This window comes from Arthrobacter sp. ISL-95, assembly GCF_018613695.1.
GTDB lineage: Bacteria > Actinomycetota > Actinomycetes > Actinomycetales > Micrococcaceae > Arthrobacter.
Genome location: NZ_JAGGPR010000005.1, coordinates 205,478 through 224,129, shown reverse-complemented (window position 1 = coordinate 224,129; position 18,652 = coordinate 205,478). Strand labels below are relative to the sequence as shown.

The following is an 18,652-nucleotide window of genomic DNA, read 5'->3' as shown; positions in this document are numbered from 1 at the left end:
CTCTTCCATCAATCCTTGTTGGCACAAGGATTGACCGCCGTAACCGCCCTTGTGACAGTCTCCCTACTGGCACGAGGCATGCCAACGGCCGATTACGCTCACTACGCCGTTGTCACTGCTCTTTGGGCAATAGGAAACGCTGTTGTCGGAACTGGGACTGGGACACGAATCGCCAAGATGTCCGCCGACGGACATAGGAGAATCCGATTCCAGCAGTCCGAACTGTGGGTGGCCGTTGCTGCTGCTGCCGGAGTAGGGCTCTACGTAGGGGCGGTTCGGGAATATAATTTCGACGCCCTGGTTGCCGGTTTGTGCATGCTTAGTTTCGTGTTCGCTGAATCGAGTACATCCTTTGAACTCGGCGCTGGACGGTTTAATCGCTACCTCATCATCCTTGCCACGAGAGCACTAGCCCCTCTCCTTTTCCTTGGTACGCTTTTTGTTCTTGATGCCGTTACTTTCACAACTGCGATATGTAGTACGTTCGCGGCGAATCTCGTCTCTCTATCACTGTGGCCACGTCGCTGGAGTGCGGCCCTAGAACGGGCCAAAGGCATATCAAGTCACGCTGTGGGAGCCATGAACATGGCTTTGTGGATTATCGCCAGCGCTGACCGCCTGATCTTGGAAGGGATCGTCCAGCCATTGGAGCTTGCTACGTACGCGATGGCTTACGGTCTTGTGGACCGCGTCTTCCGATCTCTATCCAATGCTTACATCGCAAGAAATCTCCGTCGGTCCTTTCAAGGGACCTCATCAAAGTCAGGTGTTCTCTACTTAGGCGGGATGGCACTGATCGCTGTCCTGTTGGTTCCAGGAGTCCACTGGGGAACCAATATCCTTTCGGGTGGCCGATACGTGGCGGACTTTGACGTTGCTCTAGGCGTTGTCGCCGCAGGACTCTTCATGGTCTGGAGTGCACCACGGTATGTGGCACTGATGGCATCAGGATCATATCGTTCAAGCATAGGAATACTGGGACTCCTGGCCGCCTTGAACATCGGCGGCAACTTCATTTTCGCTCCCTCTTTTGGGATAGTCGGCGCCGCATTTGTGTCTGCGGCCACTTACTTGTTTTGGCTCATTTGGCTCGTCGGCCGTTCGATACACCAAAAGAGCACTGTTCTCATGATCGGACGGCATGTTCGAGTCGCAGCGTAAACCCATCACAGCCCAACCAGAGGATGTCATCCTTGCAGAACTCAACCCCTTCAGTCCTGGCCTTTCCTATGCACGGTCAACAGAAACTGTTAAGTGAAGGTTATCGAACACGCGATGGCCACATGATCGAATGGCTTGGAAAGCTCAATTCATCAACTGGCCCTGTTGCCGTACTCTCACGACCGGAACCGCAGCTACTCCGACCCCTCACTCGCAAAATTCTCCAAATGCCAGCCGCGGCCAATACTGTGGCTTTTGATTCGTATTCTTGGGCTATTCCCAAGTTCAAGGACCGACGCGCTTGGTGGTTGCAGTCGAAGAACGACTACACGCTGCCAAACGCTGGTGACAAGACCCCTGCTGTAATTTGGAACCCGCTAGTAGCCCTCTCAAACATATGGAATGACCTGGAAAGCGGGAAGCGAAAGATCTCCGTCGACCTCTTGGATGACTGGTCGATTCACTATGCCTTCGAATCCATTTGGCCAGAGCTCGAAATAGCGTATCGGCGTATTTTTGATCGAGCTGACTCCGTTACGGCGAACGCTGAGGGCACACTCGCACTAGCTCATCGATTCGGTCGACACGATGCGACTCTGCTGACAAACGGTTGCGATCCAGAACGCTTCGATCCGGCGTCCACCGCTTCGGGACCAGTCACCGTCGGCTATGTCGGAAAAATCGGCAAAAGAGTTAACCTCGAACTCGTCAGCGAGGCAGCGGAAAAACTGCCCGCGATAAAGTTCGTGTTTGCTGGGCCAATTCTGGACAGTGAATATAGGCCAGTGATGGAGACCCTTCCGAACCTCGAGCTACTGGGAGACGTACATTACAAGGACGTACCTGCGCTTCTCCAGTCCTTCGATATTGGGTGGGTCCCACACAACGTGGGCGAGTTCGAGGTAGGCGGAGACGTTCTTAAAACTTACGAATACAGGGCCGCCGGCCTACCTGTCCTATCGACTCCCGTGGCGGGCGCCGGACAACGAGACCTGGGGTCCGTTTACGTTCGCCCTGCCGAAGATCACGTTGCCTGGATTGAGACGAAAGTCGGATCCCAAAGGAGGATTCCCCGCGAACCGGGGAACATCCCGGAGGTCCACACCTGGCGGCACAAGACAGAGTTCGTCCTCAGTGAGCTCACCCGTTGACGCATCAGCAAGGTCAGCCGGAACTGAACATCATCCAAGAACGGAATCATCCATGAAACGATCTGTAGCCATCATTGGAACAAGGGGCTATCCCAGCTACTACGGCGGATTTGAGACCGCTGTCCGCCGGCTCGCGCCCTATCTCGCCGAGAGGGGTTGGGACGTAACTGTCTATGGCCGGAAGAATGCGACCAAGGTCAACGACAGCACGATGGATCCTCGCGTCAAGTCAGTCGTTATGCCGGGCGTCGAATCGAAGTCGTTGAGTACTCTCTCGTACGGACTGACATCTTCATTACATGCTCTTGTCAAAAAACCTGATGTGGCATTAGTGATGAATACTGCCAATGGTTACTTCCTACCAATGCTTAAGTTGAGACGCATTCCGACTCTGGTAAATGTTGATGGCATTGAGTGGGAGCGTGCCAAGTGGGGACGACTCGCAAAAAAGGCGTTCCATTTGGGGGCCGTCATGACAGCCAGGTTTGGCACCCGAATGGTCTATGACGCAGAGGCTATCGGTGACTACTGGCGTGCAGAATTCAAGGTTGACGGAGACTTTATCCCCTATGGGGGCGACGTGTCAGAGGAATTGGCAGTAGAAGAACCTTTTACCCACCGAGGATACATTCTAGCCGTTGCCAGATTCGTACCCGAGAACACGATTCCAGAATTCATGGATGCAGCCGAGACACTCGCGGAATCTTGGCCAGTAGTACTCGTTGGCTCCTCAGGTTACGGCGGTGAACTCGATGAGCGGGCCGCCGACCTCAGGGCCAAGTCGGCAAACTTTTACTGGCTGGGCCATGTCAGTGACGATCGGAAACTCCACTCACTATGGCAGCATGCTGGAGCTTACTTCCACGGGCACAGCGTTGGGGGCACTAACCCCGCGCTAGTACAAGCAATGGCATGCGGCTCACCAGTTGTAGCCCGGGACACTGTTTACAACAGGGAAGTTTTGGGCAGCGGGGCAGAATTCGTCGAGGCGACTCCCGCATCAATCGTGGCCGGGCTTTCGGCAGTCATGAACGATTCCGAGAAGCAGCAGGAACTCTCGGAATCAGCCCAGAAGCGAGCTATCTCCGACTACTCGTGGGAGGGGGTTTGTGCGGCCTACGAGGAGGCTCTCACTCGACTTGTGAGGCGCGCCGATAGCCCAGCGAAGTTCAGCGTCCGGCGTTTCCAACGTGCAAAGTGATTTCACAGAGCAACACGGATACGGCGCAGATAGTCACATTGCCAAATCAGTCGAGGCCAGCTTGCCCGCCCCCCGCGAACATTCGCGATCGGGTATCGAAATATTACGGCACCGAGAACAGCGCCTGTATCCTAACAACGGGGGGTTTCCCCGACCAGGATTATCTATGTCATGGGGTTCATAATTGGACACGGATTCTGATTGGCGGCAGCGCACTTCCCGCATCCTTCGTGTTGTTGACGGATTTGTCATTATCTGGGCTGTAGCCGGTGCATATGTCATAAGATTCGGGCTCGAACCAGACTTTGTGGTATCGGGTCAGGAGCTGAACTATGCCTGGCTGTCGGCAGTCTTGGCTGCCGCTTGGTGGTGCATGCTTGGCGCGTGGAGCAGTCGTCAAAGCCGCATCTTGGGTGCAGGCCCTGATGAGTACAAGCGCGTGGCGGCCGCTTCGCTGTGGCTCTTTGGTCTTATAGCTATCTTCTCCTACGTGTTTCGAATTGAGACAGCCAGAGGCTACGTCGGAATCGCGCTGCCTGTCGGTCTTGCAGGACTCCTGCTGGCCCGCTGGCTTCTCCGGCAGCATCTGAGCGTTGCTCGACAAAAGGGACGCAGTATGTCGCGCCTCCTTTTGTTGGGCGGCCCGAGCGCAGTGGCGCATTTGGCTTCATCCCTCCATAGCGCCAAGCACGCTGGGTACCTTCCAATAGCTGCCTATACTCCGGGGGCGCTATACGGAGAGTCGACAGATCAAGGGCCAGCGCTTCCCATATTGGGCAATGGCATCGACACGGCTTCAGTCTTGGCTGCCATCGATGAGTGCCGAGCTGATGCTGTGGCGGTTTCTGCTGGCGTCCAACTTAATCCCCAAACGATCCGCCAACTTGGCTGGGAACTCGCCTCACGTAACGTCGGCTTGATCATGGCACCGGCTCTCACCGACATAGCTGGTCCGAGAATTCATACGCAGCAGGTGGCAGGGCTGCCCCTAATCCACGTGACAACTCCCACGTTGGAAGGCGGGCAGCGAGTTGCGAAGCGCCTATTCGACATCCTCGTCTCAGGCATCTTAATTCTCGTCTTGTCTCCGCTCATGGCGGTGGTTGCTCTTCTGGTACGGATGGACAGCAAAGGCCCGATTTTGTTCAGCCAATCTCGCGTGGGTATAGAGGGACGCCCATTCCAGATGCTCAAGTTCCGGTCCATGGTGGTAGATGCGGAAGCTCGCCTCGCCGAACTGGAACATCGCAACGAGGGCAAAGGTCTTCTCTTTAAGTTGAAGGATGATCCCCGTATCACCAGAGTGGGTGGTTTCCTTCGTAAGTACAGTCTTGACGAGCTTCCACAACTTTTTAACATCTTGGGAGGCTCAATGAGCCTCGTGGGCCCGCGGCCACCACTGCCGCGGGAAGTTGAAGCTTACGAACAGGATGTTCGGCGCCGCTTGCTTGTCAAACCAGGACTAACCGGACTCTGGCAAGTAAGCGGCCGTTCCAACCTTTCCTGGCAGGACTCAGTTCGTCTCGACCTTTACTACGTTGAAAACTGGTCTCTGGCCGGGGACCTTGTCATCATCCTTCGAACAGCTCGCGCCGTGTTCCACAGCACCGGCGCATATTAGGCCCAACCTCCCACGCAGATTGCTGCGAAAGGAATCGACTCACAATGCGTATATCAGTAATTGGCTGCGGCTACCTTGGTGCAGTTCATGCCGCGTGCATGGCAAAATTGGGCCACCACGTCGTTGGCATCGATGTGGATGAGCGCAAGATCGCCGAACTCTCCGCGGCAACTGCCCCTTTCTATGAGCCGGGACTTGAGGACCTTCTTAAGGAGGTCCAAGATACAGGCCGTCTCTCTTTCACATCAGACATGGCATCCGCCGCTGGGAGCGACGTTCATTTCATTTGTGTCGGTACGCCTCAGAAGAAGGGGGAAAACGCCGCGGACATGAGCTATGTGGATGCCGCCCTTCGCGCTCTCCTGCCGCACCTTTCTGCAGGCGAGGTCGTCGTAGGAAAGTCAACAGTCCCAGTTGGCACAGCATCTCGCCTCGCTGAAGTGATCGCTGAAGTTCAACCGGATGTGCACCTCGTATGGAATCCCGAGTTCCTGCGTGAAGGCCACGCGGTATCCGACACTCTCAATCCAGATCGATTTGTTTATGGTGTCGCCGATGGTTCCGAGGATCACCCGGCCGTCGCCATCCTGGATGAGGTCTACGATGCGCCTCTGTCTGCAGGGACTCCCCGACTGGTTTCTGACCTAGCGACTGCAGAGCTCGTAAAAACAGCCGCCAATTCATTCCTTGCAACAAAAATCTCGTTCATCAACGCCATGGCGGAGCTTTGCGAAGCAGCAGGAGCAGATGTCACGCAGTTGGCCGACGCGATCGGAATGGACGATCGCATTGGACGGAAGTTCCTCCACGCCGGAATTGGATTCGGAGGAGGTTGTCTGCCCAAAGATATCCGTGCGTTCATGGCTCGCGCGGGAGAACTCGGCGCTGACCAAGCACTAACGTTCCTCCGCGAGGTTGATGCCATCAACATGCGCCGACGAACCCGGGTCGTCGAGCTGACCCGGGAGTTGTGTGGCGGCAGCCTGCTCGGAAAGAGAATTACCGTTTTGGGCGCCGCGTTCAAACCGGAAAGTGACGATGTCCGTGACTCACCGGCGCTAAGCATCGCAGCTCAGCTTCAGTTGCAAGGGGCAGTGGTGACTGTCAGCGACCCTAAGGCTCTAGCTAACGCGGCCCGTCGATTCCCGGAACTACAGTACGTGGAAGACACAGAGACCGCAGTCATGCATGCCGATGCTCTCCTTCTGCTCACAGAGTGGCAGCAGTATCGCGAAATGGATCCGCATACGGTCAAGCAATATGTGACGGAGCCTCGGATCCTCGACGGGAGAAATGTTCTTGACCCCGCGAAGTGGCGAGCTGCGGGATGGCACTACCGTGGCCTGGGCCGACCATAGACGATGAGTACCAAGAGAAAACAAGAACAGGTTGGTAGGGACGCCGCCCAAACGGACATTCGTCGTCAGGGAAGATTGAAGGCACAGCGTCGACGCCGTGTCCTAATTGCCGGCGTGGTGTCATCAACCGTAGTCGTATTGCTCCTTGGTGCAGCAGCCTGGTTGGGCTCTAAAGCACTATCGGTTAAGAGCGAACTGCAGGCAGCCACCGAAATCGTCCCTAGGCTCAAGGTCGCGCTTGCTTCAAATGACGCAGCAGGAGCCGAGGCGGCGGTTCAGTCAATGGTCAAGCACACTGAATCCGCCAGAACCGCAGCATCAGACCCTGTCTGGAGATTTGCAGCCGTTCTCCCATTCTTGGGACCAAATTTCGAAGCAGTCAGCGAGGTGGCCACGACCGCGGATGACGTGGCCCAGTTGGGCGCGGTTCCACTGGTCACGGCTTTTCAATCCTTGGACTGGAAGGCTTTAACGCCAACTTCCACAGGTATGGATCTGGGACCACTCAAAGCCGCCGCGCCTAAAGTTCAGGCCGCTGCCCACACAATTCGCGAATCTGCAGAGCGACTCAACAATATTGACACCAGCTCCTTACTACCCCAGGTATCCGAACCCCTGGTGGACGCCCGCGACCAGCTAGCGTCGCTTCAAGGCGACCTGAATTCTGCATCGGACGTGGCCGCACTAGCTCCTGACATGCTCGGAGCCGATAGTCCACGCAAATATCTGCTGTTGATGCAAAATAATGCAGAATCCCGTGCAACCGGAGGAATTCCTGGCGCGCTAGCGGTTCTGAAGGTCGACAAGGGCAAGCTGGAACTGGAGTCGCAAACGAGTGCTACGGCTTTGGGCTCGTTTGTCCCGCCTGTAGCCGTCGAGGATGAACAACGGGCAATATACACCGCCAGGCTGGGCAAGTTCATGCAGGACGTTAACCTGACTCCGGATTTCGCAACATCCGCCAGCACTGCTCGTGCGATGTGGGAAAAGAGCACGGGAGAACAGCTCGACGGAGTCTTGTCACTTGACCCTGTTGCGCTCAGCTTTATTCTCGAGGCCACGGGCCCGGTCGAGGTCAAAGATCCGATTGTTCGACAAATTGGCCGCGACTTGCCACAAGAACTGACCGGGAAGAACGTTGTTCAGACATTGTTGTCGGATGCGTACGCCAAGATCGAAGAACCAAAGGATCAGGATGTGTACTTTGCAGGGGCGGCCAATGAAGTCTTCTCGGCCCTCTCCGCTGGAAAAACGGATGCCAAGAAACTCCTTGAGGCCCTTTCGAGGGGTGTCGGGGAACGAAGGATACTTCTGTGGTCCAACTCTGGGGACGAACAGGCCACTATTGGCCGTTACACCCTCAGTGGGTCGATCGCAGGCATCTCGATTTCACCAGCCCAGTTTGGCATCTATTTCAACGACGGCACTGGGGCAAAAATGGACTACTGGATGAAGAGAACCGTGCAAGTGGTGAAGGACTGTACACGCGACGGCTACAGAGAAGTTACGGTGAGGGTTACGAGTACTAATACGGCTCCTGCCGACGCTGCAACTTCCCTGCCGGAATATGTGACGGGTGACGGGGCGTTTGGCGTACCTGCAGGCACAGTTCAAACCAACGTCGTAGCGTACGGGCCGGTGCTTTCGAATATTGACACCGTTGTCAAGGATGGCAAACAAATACCCTTCGCTGCGCAACGTCACAGCCAGCGGGCGGTCGGTACATCTACCGTCAGACTGGCTCCAGGTGAAAGTACCGCACTGGATTTCAATTTCGGCCATATCGTTCAGCACACGGAACCGAATTTGGTTGTCACACCCACAACGCAGCTTTCTACCGATGTGATCCACGCCGCAGACACGGCCCGTTGTGAATAGGGAAAGACGCGCACGTTAATCCTTTGTAACGGGTATCAATTTTCTTTGCCGCCAGCAAGCATAGAATGGTAAGTTCTACGTGGGCAGCACAATGAGATTTCACTTACGCTCGTAGGGTCTCGGAAATCTCCAACACCACGTCGCACCACCAAAGGTCTCAGGGGGGACACATATGAGGAAATCTCTTGCAGCGCTTACGCTCGCAGGCTCCATCGCACTTCTCGGCGCAGTTCCGGCCGTAGCAAACAACGCCAACTACCCGGCGCCGAACACCAGCGTGGCCGTTTCCGATGCTTCCGTAGCACCGGGAGAAGCATTTGTCTTCAGCGGCACAGGATTCACCCCGGGTGAGGGCATCACCATCACCGTAACGCCGATTGGTACGCCTGCGGCCAGTGGCAGCAGCGTTTCCGCTGGAAGTCTGTCCGTCTCTGCCAGGATCCCTCTGGCACCGTCCACCCTGTCGGCTACTGCCGATGGAAACGGCGCATTCTCGGCTCCCATCGCCATCAACGAACCCGGCGCATACGCAGTCACCGCTACCGGTAACTCGTCCGGTGTCACCGTCGGCCCCGTAACGGTAGTCGTCGGCGGCGCAGCACTCTCCAACACTGGCGGCAACGCCGGCACTGGCGCGGGAACTGGCCTGGCGAACACCGGCGGAGTCCCGCTGGCCAACACCGGCGCAGATTCAAGCCTCATCCTGTGGTCCCTCGTGGGCGCAGGCGCCTTGGCAGCTGGAACGGCATCCGTCGTGGTAGCTCGCCGCCGCGCAAAGGGCACTGAGGTTTCTGCCTAGTTCGGGAACAACCACTAGAGGGTGGGTTTGTTGGCCAAGCTTTTGGCCAGCAAACCCACCCTCTAGTGGTTTTGTGCTCTTCCCGATCCAAACTCACTGTGGTAATCGTATGAACCATGGGGCGACAATGGAAAAGACGCAGATGGGATAGATTCCTGCATCTCCGCACGTTCCGTCTACCGAGAGTGCGGCAAGGATTTCCACAGTACGTGTCGATGGGAGTGCTAGTCGTAGCCGCCGCGGGCGTTACTGCCTGGGCCCTAATCCGAACTTCTTAAGGTAACGCTTGAAAACCCACTCCTTTGGAGAATTGCCTTGGCAGGATACTTGGGTTGTCTGGCGGCGATGGGATTCTGGCCAGCACCGGTAGACAAGCCAATACAAGGCACGCTTGCAGAAGTGTTGAGTTATTTGCACAGCCATGGGGCGCCAGCGTAGTTAGGGTACAACTTTGTGGAAGCCTGCGCCAACCTGCTCATGTTCATTCCGCTAGGCTTATTTGTTGCTATCGCTTTGCCCCAAAAGACCTGGTGGCAGTTGGCTGCCGTCGGTGCACTGACCTCAGTCGCCATGGAGCTTGGTCAGCTACTCTTCATTCCAGCGCGTTTTTCCAGCTTGTCGGATGTAGTCACAAATACCGTGGGTGCTGTCATTGGGATCGCATCGGCATCCCTATTAACTCGGAGCATAGCGGCTGCACCTGCGAATGCTTAGGTCTCATAACAGACGAAACCAGGTCCCTGAATCTACGCCTTCAGCAGCAGCAAGCGTCCGCAACGCCTCAGTCAGCCGGATTTCCCCTCCACGTCCTAGCCCAGTGTTTTCAAGTACCTCGAAGACCGCCGGGGGAAGGACGTAACAACCAGACCGCTAAATTTGACGGGGCATCCTCGACGCTAAGTTTTTCAACCAGACTGCCGACGCCCTTAAAGTCATGGCCAGAGATTGCCTAAATGTCCCCGCACCCATGGGCGCTCATCTGGGAGGGTTCCACCTCAATGAGATCAACCACCAGCGAACTGCCGGTTTCAGTCTGAACCACCATCATCGTGGTTAGGAGCTCCTCACGACCGTCGATAAGGTCATCCCCCAAGAGAACCGCGAAGGCCTCATTCCCGACATGCTGGCAACCGCAAAGCGGCAGACAGGAAGCGTGTTCTCAATCCCGCAGCTGGAATGACAGCTTCTCGCACGATGCTCCCCGGCAGGGAAAAGATCTGACGCTAGTCAGGTTTGGGGAGCCTGGCAAGAAACGATTCAACGTCCTCGGCCACACGCTCCGGCCATTCCCACAGCACCAGATGACCGGTATCCTCGTAGACCTTGAACCGTGAGCCTGAGATGCGCTCAGCGAGAGTCTCTTGATGCAGCCGGGGTACCAAATGGTCATGGGCACCCCAAAGGATAAGCGTGGGAACCGAAATGCTGCCTGATTCCGTGGGCGGAACGGCCTCGTAGAAGCCTCTCAGGGCAGCTTTCCAGATGGCCGCCGGCATAGCGAGGCCGTCCTGCACACGGTCTTCGATGTAGGAGGCTGGGACAGAGTGCAGCAACCTGTACCAAGATAAGGACTCGCGGACCCAATCCTCTGAAACGGGGTCCCTAAGCAAATCCACCTCTTCCGCGAACGGTGGTTTTCCATTCAGACTCAGCGGTGCGCCCACGAGGATCAGCGATACCACTTGTTGCGGGTAGTCGACCGCCAGTTGCTGCGCCACATATCCCCCACTAGACGACCCAAGGACATGCGCACTTTCAACACCAAGCGCATCCAACAAGGCGGCCACATCCTTAGCCATATCTTTAAGTGAGTAGCCAGATGCCGGCTTGTCTGCCAGACCATGGCCACGAAAGTCGGGGGCGAGGATATTGAATGTTGGCAGTGACGGGATCAAGCGCTCGAAACTCCGCCAAGACTCGCCCCATGCATGCAACAGGAGCAAAGGGATCGATCCACCAGTGCCTTGCATGAAACAGGTCAACCTGATTCCAGTGCGCAAAGGGACAGTCCAGACATCGGACTTCATTCCTCTAGCGTACGCTTCTAGGCTCTTGGCTTGAGGTTGAAGGCCTTTCCGCTGGAAATGAAACAGGGCATGACAATTCACAATGAAACATTCAGGAATGTTGGAAAGTAGCCTTATGATGATGCGGGTGGCACGCCCCACGCCACTGTTGCCCAAAACAGGGGCGTGCCACTACCCCGGCCACGGTGCACGGATCGATCACTTTTACGTCCCCAGAACGTGCCGTTCACTGAAAGGACCGCGCTTGCCTTACGTCGACATCAACCCCCACAAGACGAAGTTAAAGTGGCTGGCCTACACCGGGCTGGCAGTGTTGCTTATCGTTACAATCGCGACCGTCGCTCTTGTTCTGACCAATCACTAGCTTCCAGAAGTCACTGAGCCACCTGCTGTAGCCATCCGCCCCGCAAGGGCTGGCACTCGTGCTGGACGGCTACCCGAGGGCCGGTTCGCTCGGGTAGCCGTCCAGCACCGAAACCTCGCAGGAGTTTCTATACGTCGCCAAAAACTAAGGGTCGTTTATGAAGGTACTCATAACCGGTCCTATGTTGCTCTTCTTGGGGCACCGTACAATTGCGGCATGGGGACAACTCTCAAAAAAATAGACGGTAACAGCGCTGCCTGGGTTCTCGGTGGGCTTGCCGCAACAGGATTGGTGACCGTTGCTGCCGTTGTCCTCAACAATGAGTCTCTGGTGGCGGGCGTGGGTGTTGTCGCTTTCGCTGGTGTCTGCACTTGGTTGCTGCTACCACAGAGGAAGAATCAAACGCCGAAGCTTTTGATGCTCCTGATCGTGGCATTCATGTTCTCAAGCCTCCTGCCATCTACAGTGAGTCTTGCTGTGCAGGGCGTTGCTGTGGCGGCATCCATAATTGCGTGGCTCAAGGTGCCAGCTGCCGAGAGGCGAGGAAAGTTCGTTGTTGGCGCGGCGTTCGCCATCTTGGTCCTATGGGCCGCACTGATGTTCCATCCGAATGTCCCAGACGTGGCGACAGGGCTCCTTGGCTTCCGGAAGACTGCGTTCTGCGTTGCTGGTGTCATCGCCGGTTGCGCCATCCCGAAGAACCTCATCGGTTCTTTCGAACTCGTGGTAGTCCGTGTGCTGATCTTGGCGCTCGGGGTGTCCATTATCGCGTTCCTATTTATCCCAGCCCTTGAGGCCTTGGTGAACCGCAGCGCAGATGAGTACACATCCCTCATCGGTGGAAAGAAGCGCCTTCAAGGCGTGTTCGCTGGACCGTTCCACGTTGCTCTAGCCGGGATGCTGCTCATGGGGTGGGGGCTCGTCAAGATAAAAGTGCACCGATTCACAGCGCTTATCGCCTTGGTCGTGGGTACCCTCGCCCTGTACTTGACGCTGGTCCGCTCTGCCTACATCGGTGTCGCTCTCATGCTGGTAGCGCTCGTGCTTGTTTCGCCCAGTATCGGCAAGTTCTTAGGCCGACTTATCGCAGGGGCAGTTCTGGCTATAGCTGTCGGCTTCGTTGTCTTCACGCAAGCGCCCACCCTTGCCGACACGGCGCTGTCCATCTTTGACTTCGATTCAGACAACCGATTCCTCAACAGGCTTCCTCAGTACGCAAAGGGGATAGCCATGTTCCAAGAGTTTCCACTGATCGGCATGGGCGCCGGGTCCGCTGGTGATACTCTCGGCCCGGCGTTCGCGATGGGCTTCCACGTAACCCCGCACAACATGTTCCTCAAAATCCTTGTGGAAGGGGGCCTGATCGGGGCAGCAACGTGGCTAGCTCTCGGTGTTGGGCTCATCCGCACCACCAACTGGCACTCCGCTGGCGGTCGCCTCACCCTCGTGTCCTTCGCAGCACTGATTGGGCTTGGCCTCACCGGATCTGCAATTGACACCTTGCCCGTATCTTTCCTGGTCTTCTTCTTCGCCGGGCTGGCTGTCAATCAAACGCCAAAGGTCGAACAACCGCCCGCCACTCCCGTGTTGAGCGACGCCTACCGACACATGGTAAAAGAGACGGTCTAAACGGGGAACTATAAGAGCTGCGCAACTGAGGTTGCGCCTGTTCTACCTCTCCTACCCTCGCCGAATCCGGCGTTGTTTGTCGAAGAGTATTTATTGCCATGTAGCAGCGGCACTTCTGACTTCCTCCGGCGGCATCGGGGTAGCTTCGGTGTTTGTAGCGACGGTGCGCCTCCGAGTTGTTGAACTCCGAGGCGCACCCTCACCTACGCCGTAACGAGGTGGCTCCATGCGTATTTTCCAACGACCTGTTTTGCAGCAGATTGTTCCGGCGTCAGGTTCTTTGTCGGATCCGGAAGAAGTACTGTCACGCTCATCGCCGACGTTACCTCAAGGAACGCTTTGACGCCCATTCAGTCCTATCAGCGGGCCTTAGACCCGCACACCAGCTTCACGCGAAGGCCTAGAAGGACAGTCCAGAAAGCGTCCAACACCAGATCAAATACGGGCAGGAAGGGCTAGCTGCCATATACTCCCTGCCTGAAGCTCAGCGGTAACGACAAAAGCCTCCGGTCTCCAGTGTGGGGGGGCGGCTGCGGCGGCGATAGCCTGATGGGGCGACGCGAGTATTACGTAACCGGCATATTCTGCCCGATGAGCTAGGACGAGGTGCGCGCTTCCAGCTGGGAGGCCATTACCCCTAGAACCTCGCTGACTTTTCGCATTCCTAAAGGATTTGTTGGGTGTTCGATGTGAAACCGATCGCCGTTCTCGATGGGCTCGGCACCATGCGCCACAAGGCGGTCATAACTGACCAGGGCTCGGACCGCGAAGAGCTGGCTCCACGAAGCTTTCATTTTGCTACTGTGGTGATCCCGGTTTTCAGTCTCCGCTACCCACATCTCGTGCCTCACTGCTTCATCCCGCACATCAGGACGACGAAATACCGATGGTTCCGAAAATTCCCAGCTCTTCATCCACGATGCTATATCAGCGCTCAACGCCTTGGCTTCGTCTATGACTGCCGCCAAGGTCGACTTCCTTCCGGGGAACCACCAGCCGGTGAAAAGACCAATCAGCGCATATAGCCCTATTAGGGTCGCTGCGCCGATGAGGAGACCTGGGACCAGGTTCCATCCGGCGAAGGCGGTTGGAATTCCGGAGGCGAGCGTCCCGCCGCACCAGCCAGACACTGCACCGCCTATGCCGGCGTAGAGATTACCCGCTTTGTCTCTCGTGGTTCCCCATCTGTTCGGTCTTGGCCGTCCAGAAGACTGTAGCCCGTACACTGGGCTCATGACTTCTGGGGGATTAGCAAGCAACGTGTTCTTACGTGGGATGCTATCGGCTTTTCTTTTTTGGCTATTCTTTGCGCCATCGAATCCAGGAACACACCACGGAACCAGTGCTGATGATGGTTCTGGCCGCGCTCGGTTTGGTCATGGCTGTTATTAGTGTTGCTGGGGTCTGGGCGGCCGGCCTCCGAAAGTCCGAAGACCCCAGCAATTACTAAAGCGTCAGTAAGGACGCGTTGGATTGATGTCATGATGAAGAGCGCCAGGGGCAGACTGATCGCTGGCGTCGCCGTCCTTGCCCTTGTCGTTGGCGCCATCGGTATCCGACAGTGGCAGGTCGCCTCCTCCAACGAGCGTAACTGCGCTGCCGTGTCTGGATGGCTGGAGACCAGAGGGGATTTCGCGGTGGCAGGCGTCGGCGGTAAGCGTGTCGCCGTTTTGGGGGACTCTTACACTGCGGGCGAAAAGCTTCAAGACCGATCAGCCGGGTGGGTCTTCGATCTTGCTCACGACCAAGGCTGGACTCTCTACGCCGATGGAATAGGTAATACCGGCTTCACCGGTGAGGGGTTCTGCGGCGGCCAAGCTTTTTCCTCGCGCACTGGGCCGATCCTTGATCTCGCACCGGAGCTGGCCATCGTGCAAGGCGGATTGAACGACACTGCTGCCAACTCGGCAGACGTTGAGGCCGCGGCTAGTGCATTGCTGGAGGACCTGAAGTCAGTGCATGACGTCGTGTTGGTAGGGCCCGTTAGGGCACCGGCGCGGCAAGGCATTGAAACGGTCGATTCGGCACTGGCGACCGCCGCAGGGCACCACGGACGCCGCTACGTTTCGGCTCTCGACTGGGACCTTCCGTTCCTTCCGGACAACCTTCACCTGACCGAGGATGGCCACGCCCGGTACGCTAAGCTGCTTGCTGCCCGACTTACCTCCGAGCAAGTGTCGCAGTGAGCTCCGGCTCTGCTTTCTTTGAGAATGCCTTACCAACACGTTGCGCGAGACGATGACTTGGACGTTCCACGGCGAGAAAGAACAACCAGCCGACTGCTAGCGATGTGGGTATAGCCGTTAAGGCCACAAGCCAGGACCCGCCCGGCCCGAAGAAGAACGCAAGCGCAATGACGATAGGTTCGTGGGTAAGGTACAGGCTGAATGATACGAGCCCTAGCCACTGTGCCAAGCGGGTGTTCAGAATGTTCTTCGCTGCTGGGCAGTAGGCTGCCGTTACGACGATGCCGACACACCCGACCAGGGCGGGAACGGTGGCTAGGCTGGAGGCCCTCTCGTCGGCTGTGATGGCCGGCAGCGTCCACCGCGTTGAAGCAAGAATGGTGGAGGTGGCAAACAGTGCACCCCATTCAATCCCGCCTAGCTGTCGCGCCCAGTTTCCCAGGGAGCTCATGTGCTCGGCCATGAGTGAACCTATCGCGAACATCGGCATATAGATAAGGGCTTGTTGGCCCGTGATACATCCAGCTGCTACCACCAATAAGATGACGGTCAGCTTGATTGGAAGCATCCGTCGCTGGCGGACAGCGAACAGAATGTAAGCAGGCAGCAAGAGGGAGAAGAGGATTTCCCACTGAAGCGACCAGAGTGGGCTGATGAGTCGTGATGGTCCGGCTACAAGTGTCATGTCCTTGAGCGTTCCCCATAGCGTTGGATCTACGGGTCGGTCTCGCAGCCAAGGCCCGAGCCCTGCGGAGTCGTCCCGGGGCGCTAGGAATACGAAACCAATACCGAGGACCACGGCGCCTATCACAGGTGCGTAGAGCCGGACGAGACGCTTGGGGTAATACTGCCGCCACGAGTAAGATTCCCTGGCTATGACCGGCAACGTCAGGACAAAGCCACTGAGGACGAAGAAGACGTAGACGGCTTCATGTCCGGCCCAAACCATGTGCAACGGGGTATATGTGATCCACCAGTCCCACGTTCCCGGCGTGAGCGTGGTGCCGGTCTCATAGACGGCAATGGCGAAAGCCGGGAACGTGAGCATGATGTGACTAATCAGAACAACAAACGCTGCGACGCCTCGAAGGCCGTCAAGCGATGGTATCCGCGCTGATGCGGTGCGAGTTTTCCCCATGAGGGCTGAGTCTAGTGGATCAGACTTGCCTATCGGCTACCGGTCCCCTACAAGTCTTAGTAACTACGAAAGCGTCAGCAGGGACGTGTTAACGGCAGTTTCCATCAGGTCTGCGCTGGGTTGAACGGGTGCACGCCGTCATTGGTCATCAGGTCGAACACTGTTCCGCTTACGCCGCTGACAGTGGTGCCGAGCGCTGGGCTCAGAGTTACAGATGTTCCTGACGTGTAGGCCGCGATTTGCCCCAGGTACAGAACGCTCGCAGCGGCGGCGCCCGGGATGATGATTCGCTTGTAGCGGTCGCACATGTCAACGGCCGGTGCCGAGGCAAGGTTGCCAACCACCAGCGACCTGTCAGTGATAGCACCCGACAGCCCAATCTCCGCGCCGTCGCCCATTGTTCCCACGAAGGAACCCTTGTGGCCACGAGGGAACTTCCCTGACATCGTGACGTAGGTGCGGGACCGGATGGCCGTCCCATTGGGCAGGTCCAGCGTCACCGGTCAGACACGGCGAAGGCTCCAGACTCGATCACGACGGCGCGGACACCACGGAACATCACCGGCAGGAACGTGCCGTCAGCAAGCTCAATCGAGGACGTGACCGTGATCTGGTTACCTGGCCCGCTTCCGCTCCTGCCGGGGTGTTGGCGTTTACGTAGACCACGTGCACTTCGGTTGTGTCGCTGGTGAGTATGTGGCGGCAGTGAGCGTTCATCGCCTCGTCCGTGCCGTTGGAAAGAGTGTGCGGCCATATGCCCCGGGTTGGCTACGGGGAAGTGCTCAGCAGAGCGCCAAGACGGCGGGTGACATTGGCCTGCTTCGCCTGAGTGGCGTAAGTCGAGGGGTAGCATCGACTACATCCTTAGGGGCGTAAGTGGCATTACGTGCCGTGGCGTGAAGCTAGACAAATTGTCAGCTCCGGACAATTAGGCACCTTTCTTCGTCAACCCGAACGGCCCGCCCACCGCATAAGCCAGCGGTAGCACCGCCGTCGTCCGTCTTGCCCCCTCCGCGACCGCTTCCGGCCTACCCTCGCCCTGCCTCCCACTCCCTAACCCCATCAGCGATCTCCCCCGAGTGGGTGTGGTGGAGGTAATGCTCTCCGGGGAGGGGAACCACGGTGCCGTTGTTGACGCTCGCGGCCTGGCTGTGGTGCAGCTCGAGCCACTCCGGGGTCTTCTTGTTCTCCGCGACCACGAACAGCAGCAGCGGCAACTCCTTCGGGAAGCCCGTGCCAAGCGCACGCTCGAAGTTGGTCTTGATGTGGCCCATCTCGTTGAGGTACGTGGGTGAGAGGGCGTTCCGGTTGGTGAGCATCTGCATCTGCTCACGGGCGTGGTCGGTGTAGTTCTCGGAGGTGTCGTTGGCGTAGGCCACAGCGGTCATAATGCGCAGCAGGCCAAGGTTCTTCGCAGCGGACATCAGGCCCGTGGGGAACTGGGTGTCCATGCCCGGCTGTCCGGGGACGGACGTATCGATGCCCACGAACGCCGTCACTTCGTCCGGGTAGCGGGTGGCGTATTCGATCCCGTAGATACCGGCGATGGAGTGACCCATCAGCGTGTAGCGGTCAAGGTCCAGCGCCTCAAGTGCACCGTGAACTTCTTGCACGATGTTCTCGGTGGTCCGTTCCCTATCCGTGCCATCGCTGAGGCCGTAGCCGAAGGGCTCCACCACAATCACTCGATGGTCGGTGGCGAGGTCCTTGACCAGCGGCCCGAAATCCAGGACGGGCGACGACGTTCCAAACCCCGGCAGAAGCACCACATTCTCCGGCCCTGCCCCAGTGATCAGGACGTTCATCTCCCGACCGTCCACCGCAACCCTCTGACCGTAAGACTCGATCCGGTGGCTCTCCCCCTCGCTCGCCACCACATTCACCACAGTGGTGGTGGCCAAGCCGACCGCCAGCACGGCACCTACCGCGGTGACGGCCACGAGCAACTTCCTAACAGACCTCTTCAATCGTGCCTCTCCCAGGGCACACCGTGTGCCCCTAGGATCCAGCCTCGCTTGCCGCGGCGCCTTGCGCGTCACCCCCAGGTGTTCACTTAAGTACTACTTTCGCGGTACACGCCAATCATCCGCCGGGGCGACGGCAGCGATACTGTCCTTCCGCCGTCGCCCCTAATCTTTC

General features: G+C 57.5%; 15 protein-coding genes and 1 pseudogene. 10 read left to right on the top strand and 6 right to left on the bottom strand.

Going from position 1 to position 18,652, the window contains the following annotated elements:
- Positions 1 to 78: 78 nt before the first annotated feature.
- The 8 genes from J7I86_RS07235 to J7I86_RS07200 all read left to right on the top strand — a co-directional run bounded on the left by J7I86_RS07235 (position 79) and on the right by J7I86_RS07200 (position 9,883).
- Positions 79 to 1,161: a lipopolysaccharide biosynthesis protein gene (locus tag J7I86_RS07235; protein WP_214818303.1), complete on the top strand. Its 1,083-nt coding sequence runs from the start codon at positions 79 to 81 to the stop codon at positions 1,159 to 1,161.
- Positions 1,162 to 1,388: 227 nt separating this feature from the next.
- Positions 1,389 to 2,312 (top strand): glycosyltransferase, encoded by a 924-nt coding sequence (locus J7I86_RS07230; protein WP_214818300.1) that lies wholly within the window; start codon positions 1,389 to 1,391, stop codon positions 2,310 to 2,312.
- A 52-nt stretch (positions 2,313 to 2,364) separates the two neighbouring features.
- On the top strand, positions 2,365 to 3,513 hold the full coding sequence (locus J7I86_RS07225; RefSeq protein ID WP_214818288.1) for a glycosyltransferase: 1,149 nt from the start codon (positions 2,365 to 2,367) through the stop codon (positions 3,511 to 3,513).
- 184 nt (positions 3,514 to 3,697) lie between these two features.
- The gene (locus tag J7I86_RS07220) at positions 3,698 to 5,134 is read left to right on the top strand and encodes a sugar transferase (protein ID WP_214818274.1); all 1,437 of its coding nucleotides are present in this window, start codon (positions 3,698 to 3,700) and stop codon (positions 5,132 to 5,134) included.
- Positions 5,135 to 5,178: 44 nt separating this feature from the next.
- The gene (locus J7I86_RS07215) at positions 5,179 to 6,492 is read left to right on the top strand and encodes a UDP-glucose/GDP-mannose dehydrogenase family protein (RefSeq protein WP_214818261.1); all 1,314 of its coding nucleotides are present in this window, start codon (positions 5,179 to 5,181) and stop codon (positions 6,490 to 6,492) included.
- A 3-nt stretch (positions 6,493 to 6,495) separates the two neighbouring features.
- Complete coding sequence (locus J7I86_RS07210; RefSeq protein ID WP_214818258.1) at positions 6,496 to 8,370, top strand: DUF4012 domain-containing protein; 1,875 nt, start codon at positions 6,496 to 6,498, stop codon at positions 8,368 to 8,370.
- Positions 8,371 to 8,542: 172 nt separating this feature from the next.
- Complete coding sequence (locus tag J7I86_RS07205) at positions 8,543 to 9,169, top strand: LPXTG cell wall anchor domain-containing protein (RefSeq protein ID WP_214818245.1); 627 nt, start codon at positions 8,543 to 8,545, stop codon at positions 9,167 to 9,169.
- Between the two features lie 453 nt (positions 9,170 to 9,622).
- Complete coding sequence (locus J7I86_RS07200) at positions 9,623 to 9,883, top strand: VanZ family protein (RefSeq protein WP_309476685.1); 261 nt, start codon at positions 9,623 to 9,625, stop codon at positions 9,881 to 9,883.
- Between the two features lie 18 nt (positions 9,884 to 9,901).
- On the opposite strand, the pseudogene J7I86_RS22695 reads toward J7I86_RS07200, so the two are convergent.
- Both J7I86_RS22695 and J7I86_RS07195 read right to left on the bottom strand, forming a co-directional pair.
- Positions 9,902 to 10,307: pseudogene (locus tag J7I86_RS22695) on the bottom strand (UTP--glucose-1-phosphate uridylyltransferase); the annotation flags it as partial.
- A gap of 85 nt (positions 10,308 to 10,392) precedes the next feature.
- The gene (locus J7I86_RS07195) at positions 10,393 to 11,139 is read right to left on the bottom strand and encodes an alpha/beta fold hydrolase (protein ID WP_286179549.1); all 747 of its coding nucleotides are present in this window, start codon (positions 11,137 to 11,139) and stop codon (positions 10,393 to 10,395) included.
- A gap of 637 nt (positions 11,140 to 11,776) precedes the next feature.
- On the opposite strand from J7I86_RS07195, the gene J7I86_RS07190 reads away from it, so the two are divergent.
- Positions 11,777 to 13,189, top strand: coding sequence for an O-antigen ligase (locus tag J7I86_RS07190; RefSeq protein ID WP_214818230.1), 1,413 nt, complete (start codon positions 11,777 to 11,779; stop codon positions 13,187 to 13,189).
- 596 nt (positions 13,190 to 13,785) lie between these two features.
- On the opposite strand, the gene J7I86_RS07185 is transcribed toward J7I86_RS07190, so the two are convergent.
- The gene (locus J7I86_RS07185; RefSeq protein ID WP_214818227.1) at positions 13,786 to 14,157 is read right to left on the bottom strand and encodes a hypothetical protein; all 372 of its coding nucleotides are present in this window, start codon (positions 14,155 to 14,157) and stop codon (positions 13,786 to 13,788) included.
- Between the two features lie 513 nt (positions 14,158 to 14,670).
- Between J7I86_RS07185 and J7I86_RS07180 the strand changes: the two genes are divergently transcribed.
- Complete coding sequence (locus J7I86_RS07180; protein WP_214818224.1) at positions 14,671 to 15,375, top strand: SGNH/GDSL hydrolase family protein; 705 nt, start codon at positions 14,671 to 14,673, stop codon at positions 15,373 to 15,375.
- Here J7I86_RS07180 and J7I86_RS07175 read toward each other — a convergent pair.
- The 3 genes from J7I86_RS07175 to J7I86_RS07165 all read right to left on the bottom strand — a co-directional run bounded on the left by J7I86_RS07175 (position 15,350) and on the right by J7I86_RS07165 (position 18,453).
- On the bottom strand, positions 15,350 to 16,513 hold the full coding sequence (locus J7I86_RS07175) for an acyltransferase (RefSeq protein ID WP_214818221.1): 1,164 nt from the start codon (positions 16,511 to 16,513) through the stop codon (positions 15,350 to 15,352). The two genes, J7I86_RS07180 and J7I86_RS07175, sit on opposite strands and share 26 nt — an antisense overlap.
- A gap of 104 nt (positions 16,514 to 16,617) precedes the next feature.
- Positions 16,618 to 17,013 (bottom strand): hypothetical protein, encoded by a 396-nt coding sequence (locus tag J7I86_RS07170; RefSeq protein WP_214818218.1) that lies wholly within the window; start codon positions 17,011 to 17,013, stop codon positions 16,618 to 16,620.
- Between the two features lie 528 nt (positions 17,014 to 17,541).
- Positions 17,542 to 18,453, bottom strand: coding sequence for an alpha/beta hydrolase (locus J7I86_RS07165; protein ID WP_309476684.1), 912 nt, complete (start codon positions 18,451 to 18,453; stop codon positions 17,542 to 17,544).
- Positions 18,454 to 18,652: the final 199 nt, after the last annotated feature.